At 66.7% G+C, this 15,019-nt stretch carries 23 protein-coding genes and 1 pseudogene; 9 read left to right on the top strand and 15 right to left on the bottom strand.

Annotated features, from left to right (window positions below):
• Positions 1-891 carry a helix-turn-helix domain-containing protein gene (locus tag OVA30_RS22000; protein WP_244413467.1) on the bottom strand — a complete coding sequence of 297 codons (891 nt, stop codon included), beginning with the start codon at positions 889-891 and terminating at the stop codon, positions 1-3.
• Between the two features lie 381 nt (positions 892-1,272).
• Here OVA30_RS22000 and OVA30_RS26045 point away from each other — a divergent pair, with 381 nt between their 5' ends.
• The 6 genes from OVA30_RS26045 (at position 1,273) to OVA30_RS22025 (ending at position 6,469) form a co-directional block, all read left to right on the top strand.
• Positions 1,273-1,947, top strand: a complete 675-nt coding sequence (locus OVA30_RS26045) for a flagellin N-terminal helical domain-containing protein (RefSeq protein ID WP_442786122.1) — start codon at positions 1,273-1,275, stop codon at positions 1,945-1,947.
• Between the two features lie 175 nt (positions 1,948-2,122).
• Positions 2,123-2,542, top strand: coding sequence for a flagellin (locus tag OVA30_RS26050; RefSeq protein ID WP_442786123.1), 420 nt, complete (start codon positions 2,123-2,125; stop codon positions 2,540-2,542).
• Positions 2,543-2,729: 187 nt separating this feature from the next.
• The gene (locus OVA30_RS22010; protein ID WP_268176918.1) at positions 2,730-3,083 is read left to right on the top strand and encodes a hypothetical protein; all 354 of its coding nucleotides are present in this window, start codon (positions 2,730-2,732) and stop codon (positions 3,081-3,083) included.
• A gap of 26 nt (positions 3,084-3,109) precedes the next feature.
• Positions 3,110-3,985 (top strand): hypothetical protein, encoded by an 876-nt coding sequence (locus OVA30_RS22015; protein ID WP_268176920.1) that lies wholly within the window; start codon positions 3,110-3,112, stop codon positions 3,983-3,985.
• 56 nt (positions 3,986-4,041) lie between these two features.
• Positions 4,042-4,551 carry a hypothetical protein gene (locus tag OVA30_RS22020; RefSeq protein ID WP_268176921.1) on the top strand — a complete coding sequence of 170 codons (510 nt, stop codon included), beginning with the start codon at positions 4,042-4,044 and terminating at the stop codon, positions 4,549-4,551.
• Between the two features lie 169 nt (positions 4,552-4,720).
• A complete protein-coding gene (locus OVA30_RS22025; protein ID WP_268176922.1) occupies positions 4,721-6,469 on the top strand; it encodes a flagellin N-terminal helical domain-containing protein in 1,749 nt (582 codons plus the stop codon).
• Positions 6,470-6,678: 209 nt separating this feature from the next.
• Here the strand turns inward: OVA30_RS22025 and OVA30_RS22030 are convergent, their stop codons facing one another.
• Both OVA30_RS22030 and OVA30_RS26055 read right to left on the bottom strand, forming a co-directional pair.
• Positions 6,679-7,908 (bottom strand): site-specific integrase, encoded by a 1,230-nt coding sequence (locus OVA30_RS22030; RefSeq protein ID WP_268176924.1) that lies wholly within the window; start codon positions 7,906-7,908, stop codon positions 6,679-6,681.
• Between the two features lie 123 nt (positions 7,909-8,031).
• Positions 8,032-8,208: pseudogene (locus tag OVA30_RS26055) on the bottom strand (DUF6538 domain-containing protein); the annotation flags it as partial.
• Positions 8,209-8,486: 278 nt separating this feature from the next.
• On the opposite strand from OVA30_RS26055, the gene OVA30_RS22035 reads away from it, so the two are divergent.
• Complete coding sequence (locus OVA30_RS22035) at positions 8,487-9,710, top strand: tyrosine-type recombinase/integrase (protein ID WP_268176926.1); 1,224 nt, start codon at positions 8,487-8,489, stop codon at positions 9,708-9,710.
• On the opposite strand, the gene OVA30_RS22040 is transcribed toward OVA30_RS22035, so the two are convergent.
• Genes OVA30_RS22040 through OVA30_RS22095 form a run of 12 tightly spaced genes read right to left on the bottom strand, consistent with a single transcriptional unit; the run spans position 9,632 to position 13,757 of the window.
• On the bottom strand, positions 9,632-9,937 hold the full coding sequence (locus tag OVA30_RS22040; protein WP_326493624.1) for a helix-turn-helix domain-containing protein: 306 nt from the start codon (positions 9,935-9,937) through the stop codon (positions 9,632-9,634). The genes OVA30_RS22035 and OVA30_RS22040 overlap by 79 nt on opposite strands.
• Entirely contained in the window at positions 9,855-10,124 is a 270-nt protein-coding gene (locus OVA30_RS22045) for a hypothetical protein (RefSeq protein WP_268176928.1), read from the bottom strand. The genes OVA30_RS22040 and OVA30_RS22045 overlap by 83 nt, the downstream gene beginning before the upstream one ends.
• Entirely contained in the window at positions 10,117-10,533 is a 417-nt protein-coding gene (locus OVA30_RS22050) for a hypothetical protein (protein ID WP_268176929.1), read from the bottom strand. Before OVA30_RS22050 ends, OVA30_RS22045 begins: the two co-directional genes overlap by 8 nt.
• The gene (locus OVA30_RS22055; RefSeq protein WP_268176931.1) at positions 10,523-10,822 is read right to left on the bottom strand and encodes a hypothetical protein; all 300 of its coding nucleotides are present in this window, start codon (positions 10,820-10,822) and stop codon (positions 10,523-10,525) included. Before OVA30_RS22055 ends, OVA30_RS22050 begins: the two co-directional genes overlap by 11 nt.
• Before the next feature lie 2 nt (positions 10,823-10,824).
• On the bottom strand, positions 10,825-11,139 hold the full coding sequence (locus OVA30_RS22060; RefSeq protein ID WP_268176932.1) for a hypothetical protein: 315 nt from the start codon (positions 11,137-11,139) through the stop codon (positions 10,825-10,827).
• Position 11,140: 1 nt separating this feature from the next.
• Complete coding sequence (locus OVA30_RS22065; protein ID WP_268176933.1) at positions 11,141-11,518, bottom strand: hypothetical protein; 378 nt, start codon at positions 11,516-11,518, stop codon at positions 11,141-11,143.
• Positions 11,511-11,780 carry a hypothetical protein gene (locus OVA30_RS22070; protein WP_268176934.1) on the bottom strand — a complete coding sequence of 90 codons (270 nt, stop codon included), beginning with the start codon at positions 11,778-11,780 and terminating at the stop codon, positions 11,511-11,513. The genes OVA30_RS22065 and OVA30_RS22070 overlap by 8 nt, the downstream gene beginning before the upstream one ends.
• Positions 11,773-12,354, bottom strand: a complete 582-nt coding sequence (locus OVA30_RS22075) for a Thoeris anti-defense Tad2 family protein (RefSeq protein WP_268176935.1) — start codon at positions 12,352-12,354, stop codon at positions 11,773-11,775. Before OVA30_RS22075 ends, OVA30_RS22070 begins: the two co-directional genes overlap by 8 nt.
• Positions 12,351-12,533, bottom strand: a complete 183-nt coding sequence (locus OVA30_RS22080) for a hypothetical protein (RefSeq protein ID WP_268176937.1) — start codon at positions 12,531-12,533, stop codon at positions 12,351-12,353. The genes OVA30_RS22075 and OVA30_RS22080 overlap by 4 nt, the downstream gene beginning before the upstream one ends.
• A gap of 2 nt (positions 12,534-12,535) precedes the next feature.
• Entirely contained in the window at positions 12,536-12,727 is a 192-nt protein-coding gene (locus OVA30_RS22085; protein ID WP_268176939.1) for a hypothetical protein, read from the bottom strand.
• Complete coding sequence (locus OVA30_RS22090; RefSeq protein WP_268176940.1) at positions 12,724-12,915, bottom strand: hypothetical protein; 192 nt, start codon at positions 12,913-12,915, stop codon at positions 12,724-12,726. Before OVA30_RS22090 ends, OVA30_RS22085 begins: the two co-directional genes overlap by 4 nt.
• On the bottom strand, positions 12,912-13,757 hold the full coding sequence (locus OVA30_RS22095; RefSeq protein ID WP_268176941.1) for an ATP-binding domain-containing protein: 846 nt from the start codon (positions 13,755-13,757) through the stop codon (positions 12,912-12,914). The genes OVA30_RS22090 and OVA30_RS22095 overlap by 4 nt, the downstream gene beginning before the upstream one ends.
• Between OVA30_RS22095 and OVA30_RS22100 the strand changes: the two genes are divergently transcribed.
• Complete coding sequence (locus OVA30_RS22100) at positions 13,728-14,069, top strand: TIGR02594 family protein (RefSeq protein WP_268176942.1); 342 nt, start codon at positions 13,728-13,730, stop codon at positions 14,067-14,069. The two genes, OVA30_RS22095 and OVA30_RS22100, sit on opposite strands and share 30 nt — an antisense overlap.
• A 197-nt stretch (positions 14,070-14,266) precedes the next feature.
• Entirely contained in the window at positions 14,267-15,010 is a 744-nt protein-coding gene (locus OVA30_RS22105; RefSeq protein ID WP_268176943.1) for a hypothetical protein, read from the top strand.
• Positions 15,011-15,019: the final 9 nt, after the last annotated feature.

Consider the following 15,019-nt stretch of genomic DNA (forward strand, 5'->3'; position numbering starts at 1 on the left):
CTACAGGTCCTTCATCCAGGACATCAGCGTGGCGCCCTGCTCGAAATGCGCCTGCATCCCGAAGGAGGCATCGACCTCGCTCGGGTTGACGCCGTAGCGGCGCTTGAAGGCTCGGCTGAAGCTCTTCTCGGTCTCGAACCCGCAGGCGTAGCCGATGGAGGCGATGCGCTGCCGCGGGCCGCGCTCGATGCCGGCGAGGATGCGCATGGCACGGGCGAGGCGGCGGTTCCGGATGTAGGAGGCCACGCCTCCGTCCGGCTCGAATAGGGCATAGAGGTTGGTGCGGGAGATCCCGAACCGCGCCGTCAGCTTGTCCGCGTCGAGATCGTAGGCGGTCAGGTCACCATCGATGAACTGCCGGATCGCGATGCCGAGCATCGTGTCCGGCGTGTAGGGCGTGTCGCCCCCTTCCGGCGTCAGCATGGCGTTGCAGAGGGCGACGGTCGCGATAGACAGGCTGTCCCGCTGCCATGCATCGGCGGCCTCGACGCAGGTCGCAAGGCTGCGGAGGTGATCCCCCATCAATTGCGTGAGCGGGGTCAGATCCTGCCGGAACACCCGGCCGTGAAGCGGCGACAGGTCGCCGAGCCTGCGGTCCAGGGAGCGACGCGGCATCAGGAGGTTGATGCTCGCGATCTCACCCGTGTCCGAGCGCATGACCTGGGACAGATCGAAGATGGTGAAGTCTCCCGGCTTGACGGCGCGGTCGCCACCGCCCGCATCCACGCAGGCGGTGCCGTCGAGGTAGATCCGGATGAGCAGGTGATCGACAGCTTGGAGCGAGATCTGGCTGGGCGTCCGCTCGATCCTCTGGCGGGGGGCGCGCAGGACGCCGAATAGGCATCGCTGCAAGTTGTGGTTCTTCATCAGGACATGGGGCGGAACCGTCACCGCCTCATCGACGGTCGCATGAAAGATCGGCGAAATCGCATCGATCCAAGCCCGTCTTCGCGCGCGCTCGTCTTGAATGTCGCCTGGCTGAACATCGGGACGCATGCAAACGCCGTAAAACCTAAAAGGATCACTTGGGCAATCTATCGTTGTGTTTATCCGGGCCGGCGGCGGTGTCCAGCCCAGCGGGAGCAAAAAGCCCGCTGTCGTCTGTGGAAAGATTCGAAAAATGCGCTACTGGACGAAAAGTACCCTGATCTGTATGAATAGTACCTAAGTAAGCATCAGCAACTGTTGGAATTTATATTTGAGGAAAGGTCGATCTTTGAGGATGTACGGGCCGCCAGAACGGGCGGAGGTCGGCCCAAATCGGAGCCTCGAATGTCTTCTTCGATCACCTTGTCCGCTGCCACGCGCCAGAACCTGTTGTCCCTGCAGGACACCGCCGGCTTGGCCGCCACGAACCAGGGCCGGCTCGCCACCGGCAGGAAGGTCAACTCCGCCCTCGACAACCCGGTGAACTACTTCACCGCCCAAAGCCTCTCCGACCGCTCCTCCGCCCTGTCGGGCCTGCTCGACGGTATCTCGAACGGCATCCAGACCATCCAGGCCGCCAACACCGGCGCTTCGAAGATCGCCGACCTCGTGAAGTCGCTGCAATCGACCATCGCGCAGGCTCAGTCCGATGCCGCCGCCAATCGGCCGACCGTGACCGGCTCGGCCCGCGCCACCGCCGCAGAGGCGAAGTCCGCCGGCACCAGCCTGCGTACGACGGTAATGAACATGGCACTCGGAGGGACCGCCGCGCCCCCGAGCGACACGGCGGCCGGGGCGCTCGGCATCTCCGGAGCCGCCCTCTCCGTCACCCTGACGGACGGCGAGAACACCTTCACCCGCGCCCTGACCCCGACCTCGACGGTGGGCGACCTCGTCGATGCCATCAACGCCTCGGGCCTTGCGACGGCCGCGGTCGACGACGCCGGCAAGCTCACCGTGACCGGCAACTCAGACAAGCTCAAGGTCGGCGTGGGCGGATGCGCAGCTCGGCACGGGTAACGCCGCGCTCGGGCTGACGGCGGCCGCCTACACAACCGGCCTGACCAACGACAAGACGTCGGCGGCCCGCACGGCGCTGGCCTCGCAGTTCAACGACCTGCGCACCCAGATCGACCAGATCGCCAAGGATTCCGGCTTCAACGGTACCAATCTGCTCGGCGGCGACGCGCTGAGCGTGATCTTCAACGAGAAGACCGGCTCGGACCAATCGAAGCTGACCATTGCTGGGCGCAAGCTCACCGCCGACAGCCTCGGTGTCGACAAGGCGGTGAACGGCACGGCGGCCACCGGCGAGTTCAACATCCAGACCGACAAAGGCCTGTCGGCGATGCAGGACACGCTGAAGACCGCGCTGGCCAGCCTGAAGAGCCTGCAATCGGGCTTCGGCTCGAACCTGTCGAACGTGCAGGTGCGCCAGGACTTCACCAAGCAGGTCGGAAACATCCTCGACACCGGTTCCGCCAACCTCGTCAACGCCGACATGAACGAGGAAGCGGCGAACTCGCAGGCGCTGTCGACGCGGCAGTCGCTCGGGGTCTCCGCGCTCTCGCTCGCCAACCAGGCCAACCAGGGCATCCTCCAGCTCCTGCGCTGAGCCGTCTCCCGGCGGGATCCCGGTCGTCGCGTCGCCACTTCGATCCGGCGACTGGGGTCGCGCTCTTGCCTCGGACCATCCTCGCGCGCCGCCGTTCCCGACCGCCCTGCAAGGCCGGCGGCGCGTGCGTCACGGGCGCATGTCCGCCCACTCCCACGCACCCCGCCTCTCATCGGAGCCGTCTTCCGTGATCTCGAAGCTCGCCCTTCTTCCCATGGCCGCGCTCGGCCTGACCTTGTCCGCTTGTTCCGGCGAGCCCTCGGAAGCCGAGATGCTTCAGGCCGTCTCTCGCTTTACGTCGAGCGTGTACCAGCAGCAGGCGGCCGCGTTGGCGTTCATGGTGGGGCCGTCGCGCGGCGGCGTGCCTCAAGTGCCCACCATCACGGCCTTCCGGAAGCTCGGTTGCGAGCCGGCTACAGGCGGCGCCTCCGGACACGTCTGCCAGTTCGAGATGACCATGAACAACGGCAAGGGCGAGACGCGGGATCGCGCTCGCTTCTTCAAAGCGGCCGACAGCTCCCTGGCGATGTCCATCAACTGACCGGCGCAGGGACCGACATGCTTCGCGTGGCTCTCACCGCATGCCTGCTCACCGCGGGTACCGTCCTGGCGTCGGCGAACCCGGCGCGGTTGGAGAAGGGGATCGTACCGTCCGGACCGGCGAAGGCCGTTGTCGAGCGCTGGTTCACCGCGGGCTCCGGACCGATCTGCTCCGATGCGAACGGGGCCGATGCCCCCTGCGATCTCGGACGGGCGCTCGCCTTCCGGACGTTCTACGCTGCCGGCGGGACGGACGCGCTGGTCTTCGCCCACTACTCGCCGTCCGTCGGCAATGCCGTTTCCTTGGCGGTCGCCCAGTTCCGGCGCGCCGGACAGGATTGGACCCTCGTTCGCACCGTCACGGGCGTCTACGGCGAAGGACCGGACAGCCTGTCCTTCGAAGGCGGCCGGGCGACCTTCACCATGGACGCCTTGATGCCGGGGGATGCCCGTTGCTGCCTCACCGGCAAGCAGCGTTACACGCTCGACCTCGCGACAGGAACGGTGACGGCGGGTCCGAAGACCGCGGCCAAGGCGACGCCGGCGTCCGGCAAGCGGAGCTTCGCCCCGCGTCCCGAGGGTTTCGAGGGCGCCACCTACTTCCACAACGGCAGCGAGGTCTTGGTCGACGAGCGCGTCGGCGTGATCCGCTACGACGTGCCGAAGACCTCGATCCGTGCGGCAGTGAGCAAGGGCACGGTCCTGTTCCGCGGAACCTTCGCCGCGAGCGGGGCGGTGACCGGCACCGCCTACGTGTTCAAGGCGGGATGCGAGCCGGCTCCCTACGCCGTTTCAGGTCATTCGAAGGGCTCGACCATCACTCTGAAGGGCAATGCCCCCGTCGCGATCCGAACTCCTGTGCCATCACCGGGACGACTGCGCGCGGCGCGCACACTGTCCTGACCTTCCAGGAATATGGCGACTTCTGATCTCCCCAACCCGATCCGCAGGAAGGCATCATGACAAGGTGGAACTTCAGGGCCCAGGTCATCGACCTGGGCGTTATCGAGTTGGGCACGCACTTTGTGACCTATAACGGCGTCAAGGTCGTCACCCCTGACGGGAAGCGAAGCTTCCTGGGCAGGGTGACGATGCACAATGAGATCAACGCCCTCTTCCGGGAGACGGAAGGGGAGTTCGTGGACCTTCATTTCGTCGGTCCCAAGGGGAATCACGTGCCGTTGCTTTACGGCTTGAAGACTGACCGAGAGAACGCGCACAGCCGGTTCACTCACATGTACGAGGCCAAGGCACAGGTTTACGGCGCTCTGATCCTATCGCTGCTCTTGTGCTTTCCCCTGATCGGCTTCGTGATGATTCCGGTCTGCCTGCTTTGCCTCGCGCATCTGGCGCGATGGAACCCGCCCTCGCGGAAGGTTTTCGAGGCCCTGACCGACCGGGGTACATCATCCCCTGGCACCGGCTCGGGACGCGTCATCGCGCAGGAGCAGCCGAGCCCCGTGACATGACGTCAAGCGATGGACTGCGGATGCCGAGGATGGCTGTCCGAGACGAGCCATGACGAGGCCGTCGACCGCGATCATCGCGGCGGTCGGGGCCACCGAGTAATTTCGGCCGCCTCGACCGCCTGCTGCGTGAGTCAAAACGCCTGCCGACTGAGTCAACAAGAGCAGACCTGTGACGAGCCTCTCGACGAACACCGCTGCCATGACCGCTCTCGGCACGCTCAAGGGCATCACGGCGCAACTCGCCACGACCGGCAACCGCCTGGCGACCGGCCAGAGGATTGCGGCCGCCTCGGACGGTGCAGCCTACTGGTCGATCGCGACGGCGGTCCGGACCGACAACGCCTCGCTACGCGCGGTGGGCGACACGCTCGGCTTGGGCGCCGCGGCGTTCGATGTGGCCTATGCCGGCCTCGACAGCGTGCTCTCCGACCTCCGGTCGCTGCGCGCGACGCTCCAGACCGCCTTGGCGCCCGGCATCGACCGGGCCAAGGTCCAGACCGAGGTCGCCGCGATCCAGAACCGGATGCGCGCGACCGCCGACACCTCCGTGTCGGCCGGCCGGAACTGGCTCTCGGTCGATTCCGCTTCCGCCACCTACCGGCCGAGGGAAGACATCGTGGCGGGGCTCTCCCGCGGCTCCTCGGGCGCAGCGACTTTCTTGACCTTTCCGGTCGAGGTCGAGGCGCTGAAGCTCTACGATGCCAGCCCCACGGTCATCCGCACCGCACCGATGCCGGCCTCGCTGTCTGGCGACATCCCCTTGGCGATAACGAGCGCCTTCGGTGGCAGAGGACGCGCCGACTTCACGACCGCCATCGAAGCCAGCTTCCGCCTATCGACGGGAAGCGGCTCGGACGTCATCAGGCTGAATGCGGTGAACCTCGCCTCCCAGGTCGGTGACCTGTCCGCAGTCACGCCAGCCGAGCTGACGGACGCTATCAATGCCGAGATTGCCCGGTCGCCGACGCTCACTGGTAACGTTACCGCGTCCCTGACGGCGGATGGGCGCCTGAGCTTCTCCACGATGGCGACAGGAGCCTCCGCGTCGCTCACCCTGCATCACCTCGTGCCGTCCCTGGGCTACACAACAGCCGACCTCGCCATCGCCTCGGTCGATAGAAGGCAGTTGTTCAGCCCGGCCGCGTTCGCGCCGGACCTCTATCGAAACGTCGATCTGTCGGGCTCGAACACGAAGTCCATCACGCTCGGCGACGGCACCGCGTCGGTCACCTACACCTTCGGCGCGAACAGCCAACCTCCGCCGGCCGACCTGACCTCCGTCACGTTCGACGAGATGTCGGCCATGTTTCTGCACGAACGGCGCCGGGTGAACGCCGACTTCTGGATGAACATCGGCGGTGGGGCGGGTGGGCACGTCTTCGTCGCGACCGGCAGGGCGGAGGGGCCATCGGCCGTCGTCACGGTGAGCGGCCCCGACGTTGCGACCTTCGGCTTCACAACAGGGCAGTCCGCCGTGGGAAGCGAGTATGTCCAGTACGGGATGCCGAAGAGCGCGTCCGGCCGCGATGGCACACAGATGGCATCGACCCGCGGGCTGCTCGACACCCCCGGCGCCTCCGGCTACGCCGTTGCCACGCTCGACGTGTCCCGCTTGAGGGGCGCTTCAGGCGACGCCACGGTCCAAGCGATGATCCGGGACGTCGAGGCGGTCATCGCCCGCGCGACCGACACCGGTGCGCAGCTCGGCGCCGGCAAGCTCTTCGTCGAGGGACAGCGGATGTTCCTCGACGCGCTCGTCAAGACCAACGAGCGTACTATCGGCACGCTGGTCGACGCGGACATCGAGGCGGAGGCGAGCCGGCTGAAGGCGCTACAGACTCAACGGGATCTCGCCGCACAGGCGCTCAACATCGCCAACGCCGCGCCGCAAGCCATCCTGACCTTATTCCGGTCGTGATGGTTGTCCGTTGGCTCGTAAGCGCACGGTGTACGTCTGAGGATGCCCTCGCAAAGATGCCGGTGTGGATGGCAACTTCGACGATTCCCGCTCACTCCCCACAGTCAACAGGAAGCCGCCTTCGAGCGGAACCCCGCGGGGTGGACTGAAGACTTTCGGCGGCACTCTGTGCGGACACCCGCATCTCGTGCGGGTGTCTTGTGCGAAAGCTACGAGACCGCAGCCTCACGGCCCGTTTGGGAGAGCGTGTAACGCGGGAATAATTCCATCTCGCTTGCCTTCACATCGATCGTGAACCCGCCATATTTCCGGCCCTCGGTATCCGGTGCATGACCCTGGATAGCGTCGAGAACCGAATCCCTCATCCCGCCCCGTCGCCCGCGTGTCTTGAAGCTGTGGCGCCAGCCGTGATTGGGATCCACGCCGACATCGGTGATCCCGAGCTTCCGGACCCAGGCCGCGAGCCGCTCCCCGACCCTCTTCGAGAGCGGGTTGGCGTCAGAACCGCCGCGTCCCCGTGCCTTGTCGAAGAACAGCTCCTTCGAACGAGTTTCGACATAATCGAGGAAGCCCATCTCGATCAGGTGCGAGTGGATAGGGACATCCCGAAAACGCTTCGTTTTCACCGTGCCGGCTTCCGGCGTGATGCGGAAGTACCGCACGCCGTCCTCGAAGCGGATGTCCTCGCGGCGAAGCTGTGTCACCTCGCCAACCCGCGCACCGGAATAGGCGCACAGCCAGGGCACCCAGCGCCGGGCCGCCGCGTGCTCGGCGCTCAGGCGACCTCGCTGGGACGCGAGCGATGCCTCAAGAATGGTCGAGATCTCCGCCTCGGTGAAGAAGCGCTCGCGCAGCACGGGCCCCTCGATCACCTTCACGCGCAGGCCGGCGCAAGGGTTCACGGCGATCTTACGCTTGCCCTGCATCCACCCGAATAGCGCCTTTGCCGAAGCAAGGTAGACGTCGCGGATGGTCTTGTCGCCGCGCCCCTCCGTGGCAAGGGCATCGACCCAGTCGGCGATGTTTTCCGGCGTGACGCGCGCCAGGTCGTCATGCCCGACGGATGCCTCCAGCGTCGCCAGGGCCGGCCGCCACCGCTTCCGGGTCGAGGCGGCGAGCTTCGAAGCCGTAGCGTACTTCGCGAACCACTCGTCCAGCGGCAGGACGACCGCCGCCGGTTTGTTGGCGGGAGCCTTGGGGAAGCGCCCAGCCATCGGATCGGGGCTGAAATCCCCAGCGAGGTACTTCTCGCTCTGCTCGACGGCCTGGAGGATTGCCTTGGCGATCGCAAACTCTAGCCCTCCTCGGTTCTCGGGGTCGACGATCAGCCCTTTTCGCGCCAAGTGGGCGTCGATCTCCCCTCCGTAGAAACGCAGAAACTCGTCGCGATTCTTTGGGCTGGTATCCTTGATGTAGCGCTCGATGATCCCGGCTGTCATTAGGTTGAAGAACGGCGAGAACTGACCTGCCTGGAACTTGGGGATGAGGGTCTCGTAGACCTCGCCTGCGATGGCGTTGATCTCAAGGATGTTCAGCCGCCGTACGCCAACGCGAAGGTTCGCCCAGCGCTGCTCGACCAGAGCGGCATGCGCCGCATGACGGCGCTTGGCCTCACCGACGTCCTTCGTCCCGAGGCTCGCCTTCTCCTCACGCTTGCCGACGAGGGTCAGCAGGTCCTTCGGGACCCGCCTTCGGAACCAGAAGACACCCGTCTTGGGATGAGGCCAGGGACGCGACATTGCCAGAACCACGCGTGTACCACCCGTGTGTACCACCGGACGGCCGCGAAGTCGCTGTTTCCCTTGGGGATCTCTGAAAACAAACGCTTTTCAGGATGAATGGCGGAGAGGGGGTCCGCCCTCCCCTAGTCCGCAGCCGTCCGAACCCGTCCGAGCCCGTTTACGAAATCCCCTTGCCCCGCCATTGCTTGCCAACCGGTTTGCGTGGATCGGTCCGAGCGGGTCCGAAGCGATCCGCCCCGATCCGGCGTCCGTTGGTGGGGTAGATGGTGGGGTAGATGGCGCGGGCGATCAATCGGCTTTCGGCGCGGACGGTGCAGACGCTGACGGAGCCGGGGCGCCATGCCGACGGTGACGGCCTCTACCTTGTCGTTGACGAGGGCGGCGGCAAGCGGTGGGTCTACCTTTTCCGCCTTGCCGGAAAGCGCCGCGAGATGGGCCTGGGGCCGCTGCGCATGGTCTCGCTGGCGCAGGCGCGCGAGATGGCCAGCAAGGCCCGGGCAATGGCGGCGCAGGGGCTCGATCCGGTCGAGGCACGCCAAGCCGCCCTCCCCTCGCCCGAGCCTGCGCCGCGCACGGCGCCGACCTTCGCCGCGATCGCCGACGCTTTCATGGACGACCGTGCCGGCGAGTGGCGCAACGCGAAGCATCGGCAGCAGTGGCGCAACACGCTGACGACCTACGCTGCGAACCTTTGGACGATGCCGGTCTCGGACATTGGCACGCCGGAGGTGTTGGCAGCCCTGCGCCCGATATGGCGGGAGAAGCCCGAGACCGCGAGCCGGGTGCGCGGACGCATTGAGCGCATCCTTGATGCGGCGAAGGTGGAAGGGCACCGCGAGGGGGAGAACCCGGCGCGCTGGCGCGGACATCTCGAGCACACGCTGCCGAAGGCGGCGAAGCTCTCCCGCGGCCATCACGCCGCCCTGCCCTATCGGGATGTGCCGGCCTTCGTTGAGGCCCTGCGCGGTCGCGTGGCCGACTCCGCCCGCGCCTTGGAGCTGATCATCTTGACGGCAGCGCGCTCCGGCGAGGTTCGCGGCATGCGCGCCTGCGAGGTCGATCTTGAGGCGGCGGTGTGGACGGTGCCGGCCGAGCGGATGAAGGGCGGGCGCCCGCACCGGGTGCCGCTATCCCGGCCGGCCCTGGCGCTTCTGGCGCCGCGGATTGCTGCCGTTGGCCCCGAGGATCTGCTGTTCACGAACACTAAGGGCGGCATGTTCTCCGACATGGTGTTCGATGCGCTGTTCAAGCGCGCCAAAGTCGAGGACGTGACGACCCACGGGTTCCGATCGAGCTTCCGCGATTGGGCCGGCGACGAGACCGATTTCCCGCGCGAGGTGATCGAGGCGGCGCTGGCGCACCTCGTCGGCGATGACGTGGAGCTCGCCTATCGTCGCGGTGACGCGCTGGAAAAGCGCCGTCATCTCATGGACCTCTGGGCGTCCTTCGTCGCGGCCGAGAACGGCGCCGCGTCGAGGAATGCTTCAAGATCCTGGTGACGGATGACGGTGCTGGCACCGATCTTCCGTGACGGGATGCGCCCGTCTTTGATGTATTCGAACAGCGTCGATCGGCTGATGCCGATGGCGGCCGCGGCGTCCTCAATCCGGTAGGCCAGCGGCACGATATGACCGCCCCTCTCCCTAGGCACGATCCGTTCTCCCCTTGTCTTCGGTGGTGGGGGTGGCTCTACGAGCGGCGAGTTTCTGTTCGGCGCCCTCGGCACGGACGCGCATCAGGGCGCATCGCTTGTCAGCATCGTCGGCACGGCGGTTAGCGGCCTTGGCTCGCTTGTCCATCTGCCGGAGGCGAGCGGACAACACGCGGGCCATCTGCTCGAAGTCCATGTCGCCCCTAGCCGTGCGATAGACGATGGCGAACTCGGCATCTTCTCGGGCCTCGCCCTCACGCATCGCCCTTCTCCTGTTCGGCGAGGGCGGCCGAGCCTTGGATCGGCACCGGGTTTTCGATGGTCTTCACGAGCCGCCGAAGGGCGCGGTCATTGCCGGCGAACGCCATGTGGGCTGCCTTCAGTATCCGTTCCTTCAGCGAAGCATAGCCCCACTCGGCAAGGTCGCGTCGGAACGCCTGCTCCTGCGCCTCTCGCTTCAGCGCCTCGGCAACGTGAGGCCGCGCCCCGTCCTCAAAGGCACGGCTCTGGAGGGCGGCGATCTCGGCGGCTTGGGCTTCCAAGAGCCTTGAGGCTTCCCGCACAGCAGCGGCGGCGGCGTCAAAATCGGCCTCTATCAGGTACTGCTCGACGCACGTCAGTGAGCAGACCGCCGCCTCGATCTCAGCCGCGAGGCTCTTGTCACTCGCCATGAGAGCCTCCGTCGCGGATGTTGATTTCCGTCCCAAGGGTCAGGGCCGCGCCTTCAAGCGGCACGGGCTCCACAACGGTGCTCACGCCGAAGCCGGCCCGCTTGTAGAAGCGCGCATCATCAATCTGCTCCTGCGCAGCGGCCTCGCTCGGGAAGATGGTCGCGTGCATCGGCGAGGCGTTCCACTGCCGGCCGGCGACCCAGAACGACGGCTCGCCCTTGCGGTACGGGCCGGGCGAGAATGAGCGGATCAGCCAGCACCGCTCGAACGGAAGCGTGATCTTCGACATGGTCATGCGCTCCCCGGCCGCGAGCCGGTGGCTCGCCAGATGCGGATTTTCAGGAGGCGGACCTGTGCCGCCTTCAGGCGGTCGCGCGCGTCCTGGCGGATGATCTCGGGACAGCGCGGCAGCAGGATCAGCCGCCGGGTCGACCGGCAGTTATCGAGAGCCGCGCGTCGAGAATGAGCGATCTGGCCGGCGAGCGTCAGGCCATCGTACCAGCGGTTATAGGCCGCCATCTCACGGTCAACGGCGGCCTCTTGCTCGGCCTCGCTGAGATCGATCCACTCGTCCCAATTGAGGGCGTCGTCGGTGGTCAGATCCACATCACGCATCACGGTCTGCCTCCTCGATCTTGAGCGCACCACTGGCGGGGGTATGGGGGTTAGGGTTGCGCGGCATCACCGATAGGTCGATGAAGCGCGGGTCGCCGAATGACTGAAAGAGCAGGGTCCACGCGAGGCGCCCGTGGGGCTTGTGGCCGGGCTCGTCGCTGACGGCCTTGAGATCGGCAGCGTCTGCAATCCGGCGCATCAGGTGCTCGGGTTCGCAGGCTGCGTCCGTCCACGGCACGGCGATCAGGTCAAGGTCGCGCGTGAATGACCCGTGCATCATGATCGCGTAGCCTTTTTGCCATGCGATGACCCGGGCCTTCGTGAACACCCGCGCGTAATCGGGGTCGATGATGCCGTAGTGCTCACCCATCGGCTTGCCCCTCCCTTGCCGTGGCCGCGCGGGCGGCGAGTGCGGTGCGGGCTCCCTGCCGGGTTACGAAGCCGATAAAGCTCTCCCTAGTCCACGCCTTGAAGCGCTCCTCCATCCGCATGAATAGCCGGCGCTTCTGCTGCTCGGTGATGTCTGCCTTTATCCGGGTCGCATTGACGACGAGGTGCGTCGCGCCGGGCCCGTGATTGAGCATGATGGAGATGGTAGCGCGATCGAACGTAGCTTTTAGGCTCTCAGACATCGACCGCCTCCCGCTCGGGCTGAGCGATCAGCCAATCGTCTTCGAGTTGATCGCATCGTGTTGGCGTCCACGGTGCTTGCCGGCCGTCGTCGTAGACGAGCGCGAGGTACGATAGGGCCGGCGCTTGCGGCGCCACGATCCGCACCGTCTTCCCGGGCTTCCAAGCCTGCCGGCGGCAGGCTGCTCCGAGCTTCATCGCAGCGAGGGCGGCAGAGTAGGACGATACACTCCCCTTCAGCGCCTCCACCTCGGCCTGTAGCTGGGCGGCGCGGGCCTCGGCGGCGCGAAGGGCGCGCGTTTCCTCGTCACGCCAGCGGCGCACGTCCTCTGCGGTGACGAGGTTCGCCGAGCCGGGCACGTCCTCGCCGCCGGCAGCGGCCAGCTTCAGGTCGTAGGACTCCTCCCGCGCAGCATCCCGCTCGGCCGTGACCCGCTGAAGGTCGGCGAGGAGCGGAGCGACGTGGGACGCCATGAAGGCGTTGGCGGCTTCGTAGTGCTTGCCGAACGAGCCGTTGGAGATCGCTCGGACAAGATCGTCGCGGAAGGCCAGCGCATCGGGGTTGGCGGGGGTCATGCGTCGGCTCCCTCAACCCACCACGTCCGCTTGCAGGCGTTGCAGCGGTAGTGGAGATCATCGTGGGCGCCGTCGCTGCTCTCCCACTCGCGATAATCAACGTCGTCCGACTTGCATTCGCGGCAGACGAAGGACGGGTTCTCAGCCTTGGTCGGCTTCCAGTCTGTGGCGTACGGCATCTTCAACCCTCCGCCTGTCCAGAGGGGGCCGGGTCGGACGGCGGGGTGGGGAGGGCGGACGGAGACTGAGGGACGCCTTCGCGCTCCACCTTTTTCAGCGCGTGGAAGAGCCGGCGCATCAGCACCTCGATCTGAGCGAGGGCGCCTTCAAGCTTGATGCTGAGCGGGGGCGTGCGGCGCTTCTCAGCCTTCACAGGAAACCTCCCGTGATCGCGAGGAGCACGCCGCAGCCGGCGAGCCCGCCGACCGCCTCCGCCGCACCGGCGAGCACCGGACGCGTGCGCATGTGCTCGGCGTCCAGTTGGAACGCGATCGAGAACAGGCCGTGCAGGATCGCCGAGTAGGCGAGCGTGTAGCCGACGGCGGCGATGAGCGGCGTCATGCGACCACCGTCACGCGCTCAGCCGCCCGGGTGACCCCGGTGTAAAGCCAGCGGCGCGCCTCATCGCGGAAGGTGGAGGACTCGTCGTAGAGAACGACATCGTCCCACTGGCTGCCTTGGCTTTTATGAACCGTCAGGCAGTAGCCGTAGGTGAACTCGTCGGTGAACTTGCGCTGTTCCCAGGAGAGCCCGTCCTCGCGCCCGGCGAAATACTCGTGGCGGACGAACACCTCGGTGGGTGTGGTCTCAGGCGTGTCGTCGGAGGTGACGAGCATCTCGACGCCTATCGGCTTGATCCGCGGGACGCTGTGCACGTCCCACAGGCCGCCGTTCAGGAGCTTCTTGTCCTTGTTGTTGCGCAGGCAGACCAGCCGATCGCCCGGTAACGGGTGAGCGCTGTCGCGGCCGTGCAGCGCGCGGATCTTGGTGTTGAGATCGCGGCGCGTCTGGTTCTTGCCAGCCAGCACAATCCCGGCGCCCAGAACCGCCTTTTGACCGATCGTCCCGTGCGGGATCACCCGGCTGTCGCCGTAGGTGCCGTACTCGAGCTTGCGGCCTTCCCGGATGTCCATGCTCATCCGGATGATCGGGTTCGGCGGCTTCCGATCAATCAGTGCACCGTCGCGCCACTGACCGGTCGACCACCACGCGGCGTAATCCTCGTGGCTGACTGGCTGCCGACAGATCCACGAGAGCGTGCCCTCGCAGAAATCCTCGATCTGACGGTCGGTCGTCAGGGCGAAAGGGGAGCCCTTGCCGACGCGGACTTCCCGGGCATCAAGACCGACAGCACCGCGTGGTGCGCGGCCTTCGTGAACGCCGTGCTCGAGCGGGCCGGACATCGCGGCTCGCGCAGCCTCGCGGCCCGCTCATTCGAGTCCTGGGGCGTCGGTCTGCCGGCGCCCATGCTTGGAGCCATCGCCACGAAGAAGCGGGGCAACTCGTCCTGGCAGGGGCACACCGGCCTCGTGGTCGGCGCCAACAAGGATCAGGTGTTCTTGCTCGGCGGCAACCAGAGCGATGCGGTCAACGTGGCGGCGTTCAAGCGCTCGGAGATCGTCTCCTATCGCTGGCCGGGTGACGTGCCGCTGCCGGCGCCGCACACGCTGCCGACGACGATCGCCGGGGCACGCTTGGGTGTGAGCGAGGCGTGAGTACAGCGGGCCGACTGCAAAGGGGCTGAGGCTTGAGCCGACCCGCTGACTGCCGGACAACGATCGGGTCCATCCGACGGCGTCGTGTCATGCCCTGCGGCCCAGCTCTGCTCAAGTTGGTTCCGCCTGTCTAACCAACATTTGATCTACCGAGCCGGCCGGGCCAGCCGCGCATCCCCACCATCAGGACCACCACCATGATCCGTGTGCTTCCGCTCGCGGCGCTGGCGCTCGCCTGTGTCGCGTCTCCCGCCTTCGCCATGGCCTACCCGCCCGGACAGGAGGGTGCCGCTGTCGGCCTCTCGCGCGGCCTGATCTTCCTGTCCGCGCTCGCGCTGGCTGTCGCCCTGGCGCTCGCCGTGGCCCGCCGCTTCGGCGTCGTCGGTATCATCGGCGCCGCCCTTGCCGCCCTGGTGCTCTCGACCGGAGGTGGGTTCGCGGCAGAACTCGGGACCATCGGCGACAAGGCCGTGATCCTGCCCTGGGGCGACTGGCTCGTTGCGCTCGCCGTGTCGCTGCGCGAACCGATCCTGACCGTGCTGCTGCCGATCATCGCGGCCTACATCATCCAGGCCATCCGCAAGGTCTACCCGTGGGCGGCCCTCTTCCTGTCGCAGCGGCGGGTCGAGATGATGCTCGAGGCGGCCGTCGGCTTCGGCCTCAACGCGGTGAACGGCGCAGCCAAGGGCAAGACGCTCTCGGTGAACGTCGCGGTTCCCGTCATCGCCAAGGGCACGCAGTACGTCATCGATACCGCGCCGCCCGCGGTCATTAAGGCGGCCGGCGGTGCTGACGGCATCGCGGCCCGGATCTTCCGCAAGCTCGACCTCGACGACTACGCCAGCGAGGCGGCTGTGCTTGTCCCGGCGCAGGAGCAGATCGCCGCCGGCACGGTGGATGCCGACGAGCTGCGCCGCATGGACGAGATGACCCGGCGCTGATCGGGGCCT

The organism is Methylorubrum sp. SL192 (genome assembly GCF_026672325.1).
Classification (GTDB): Bacteria; Pseudomonadota; Alphaproteobacteria; order Rhizobiales; family Beijerinckiaceae; genus Methylobacterium; species Methylobacterium extorquens.

Coding starts and splice junctions, on each gene's coding strand:
- OVA30_RS22055 (WP_268176931.1), bottom strand. CDS start 10,822: ATGTCGAAGATCACGCTTCCGTTCGAGCGGTGCTGGCTGATCCGCTCA.
- OVA30_RS22065 (WP_268176933.1), bottom strand. CDS start 11,518: ATGGGTGAGCACTACGGCATCATCGACCCCGATTACGCGCGGGTGTTC.
- OVA30_RS22090 (WP_268176940.1), bottom strand. CDS start 12,915: ATGACGCCGCTCATCGCCGCCGTCGGCTACACGCTCGCCTACTCGGCG.
- OVA30_RS22075 (WP_268176935.1), bottom strand. CDS start 12,354: ATGACCCCCGCCAACCCCGATGCGCTGGCCTTCCGCGACGATCTTGTC.
- OVA30_RS22045 (WP_268176928.1), bottom strand. CDS start 10,124: ATGCGTGAGGGCGAGGCCCGAGAAGATGCCGAGTTCGCCATCGTCTAT.
- OVA30_RS22035 (WP_268176926.1), top strand. CDS start 8,487: ATGGCGCGGGCGATCAATCGGCTTTCGGCGCGGACGGTGCAGACGCTG.
- OVA30_RS26045 (WP_442786122.1), top strand. CDS start 1,273: ATGTCTTCTTCGATCACCTTGTCCGCTGCCACGCGCCAGAACCTGTTG.
- OVA30_RS22080 (WP_268176937.1), bottom strand. CDS start 12,533: ATGCCGTACGCCACAGACTGGAAGCCGACCAAGGCTGAGAACCCGTCC.
- OVA30_RS22020 (WP_268176921.1), top strand. CDS start 4,042: ATGACAAGGTGGAACTTCAGGGCCCAGGTCATCGACCTGGGCGTTATC.
- OVA30_RS22030 (WP_268176924.1), bottom strand. CDS start 7,908: ATGACAGCCGGGATCATCGAGCGCTACATCAAGGATACCAGCCCAAAG.
- OVA30_RS22105 (WP_268176943.1), top strand. CDS start 14,267: ATGATCCGTGTGCTTCCGCTCGCGGCGCTGGCGCTCGCCTGTGTCGCG.
- OVA30_RS22050 (WP_268176929.1), bottom strand. CDS start 10,533: ATGGCGAGTGACAAGAGCCTCGCGGCTGAGATCGAGGCGGCGGTCTGC.
- OVA30_RS22095 (WP_268176941.1), bottom strand. CDS start 13,757: ATGTCCGGCCCGCTCGAGCACGGCGTTCACGAAGGCCGCGCACCACGC.
- OVA30_RS22070 (WP_268176934.1), bottom strand. CDS start 11,780: ATGTCTGAGAGCCTAAAAGCTACGTTCGATCGCGCTACCATCTCCATC.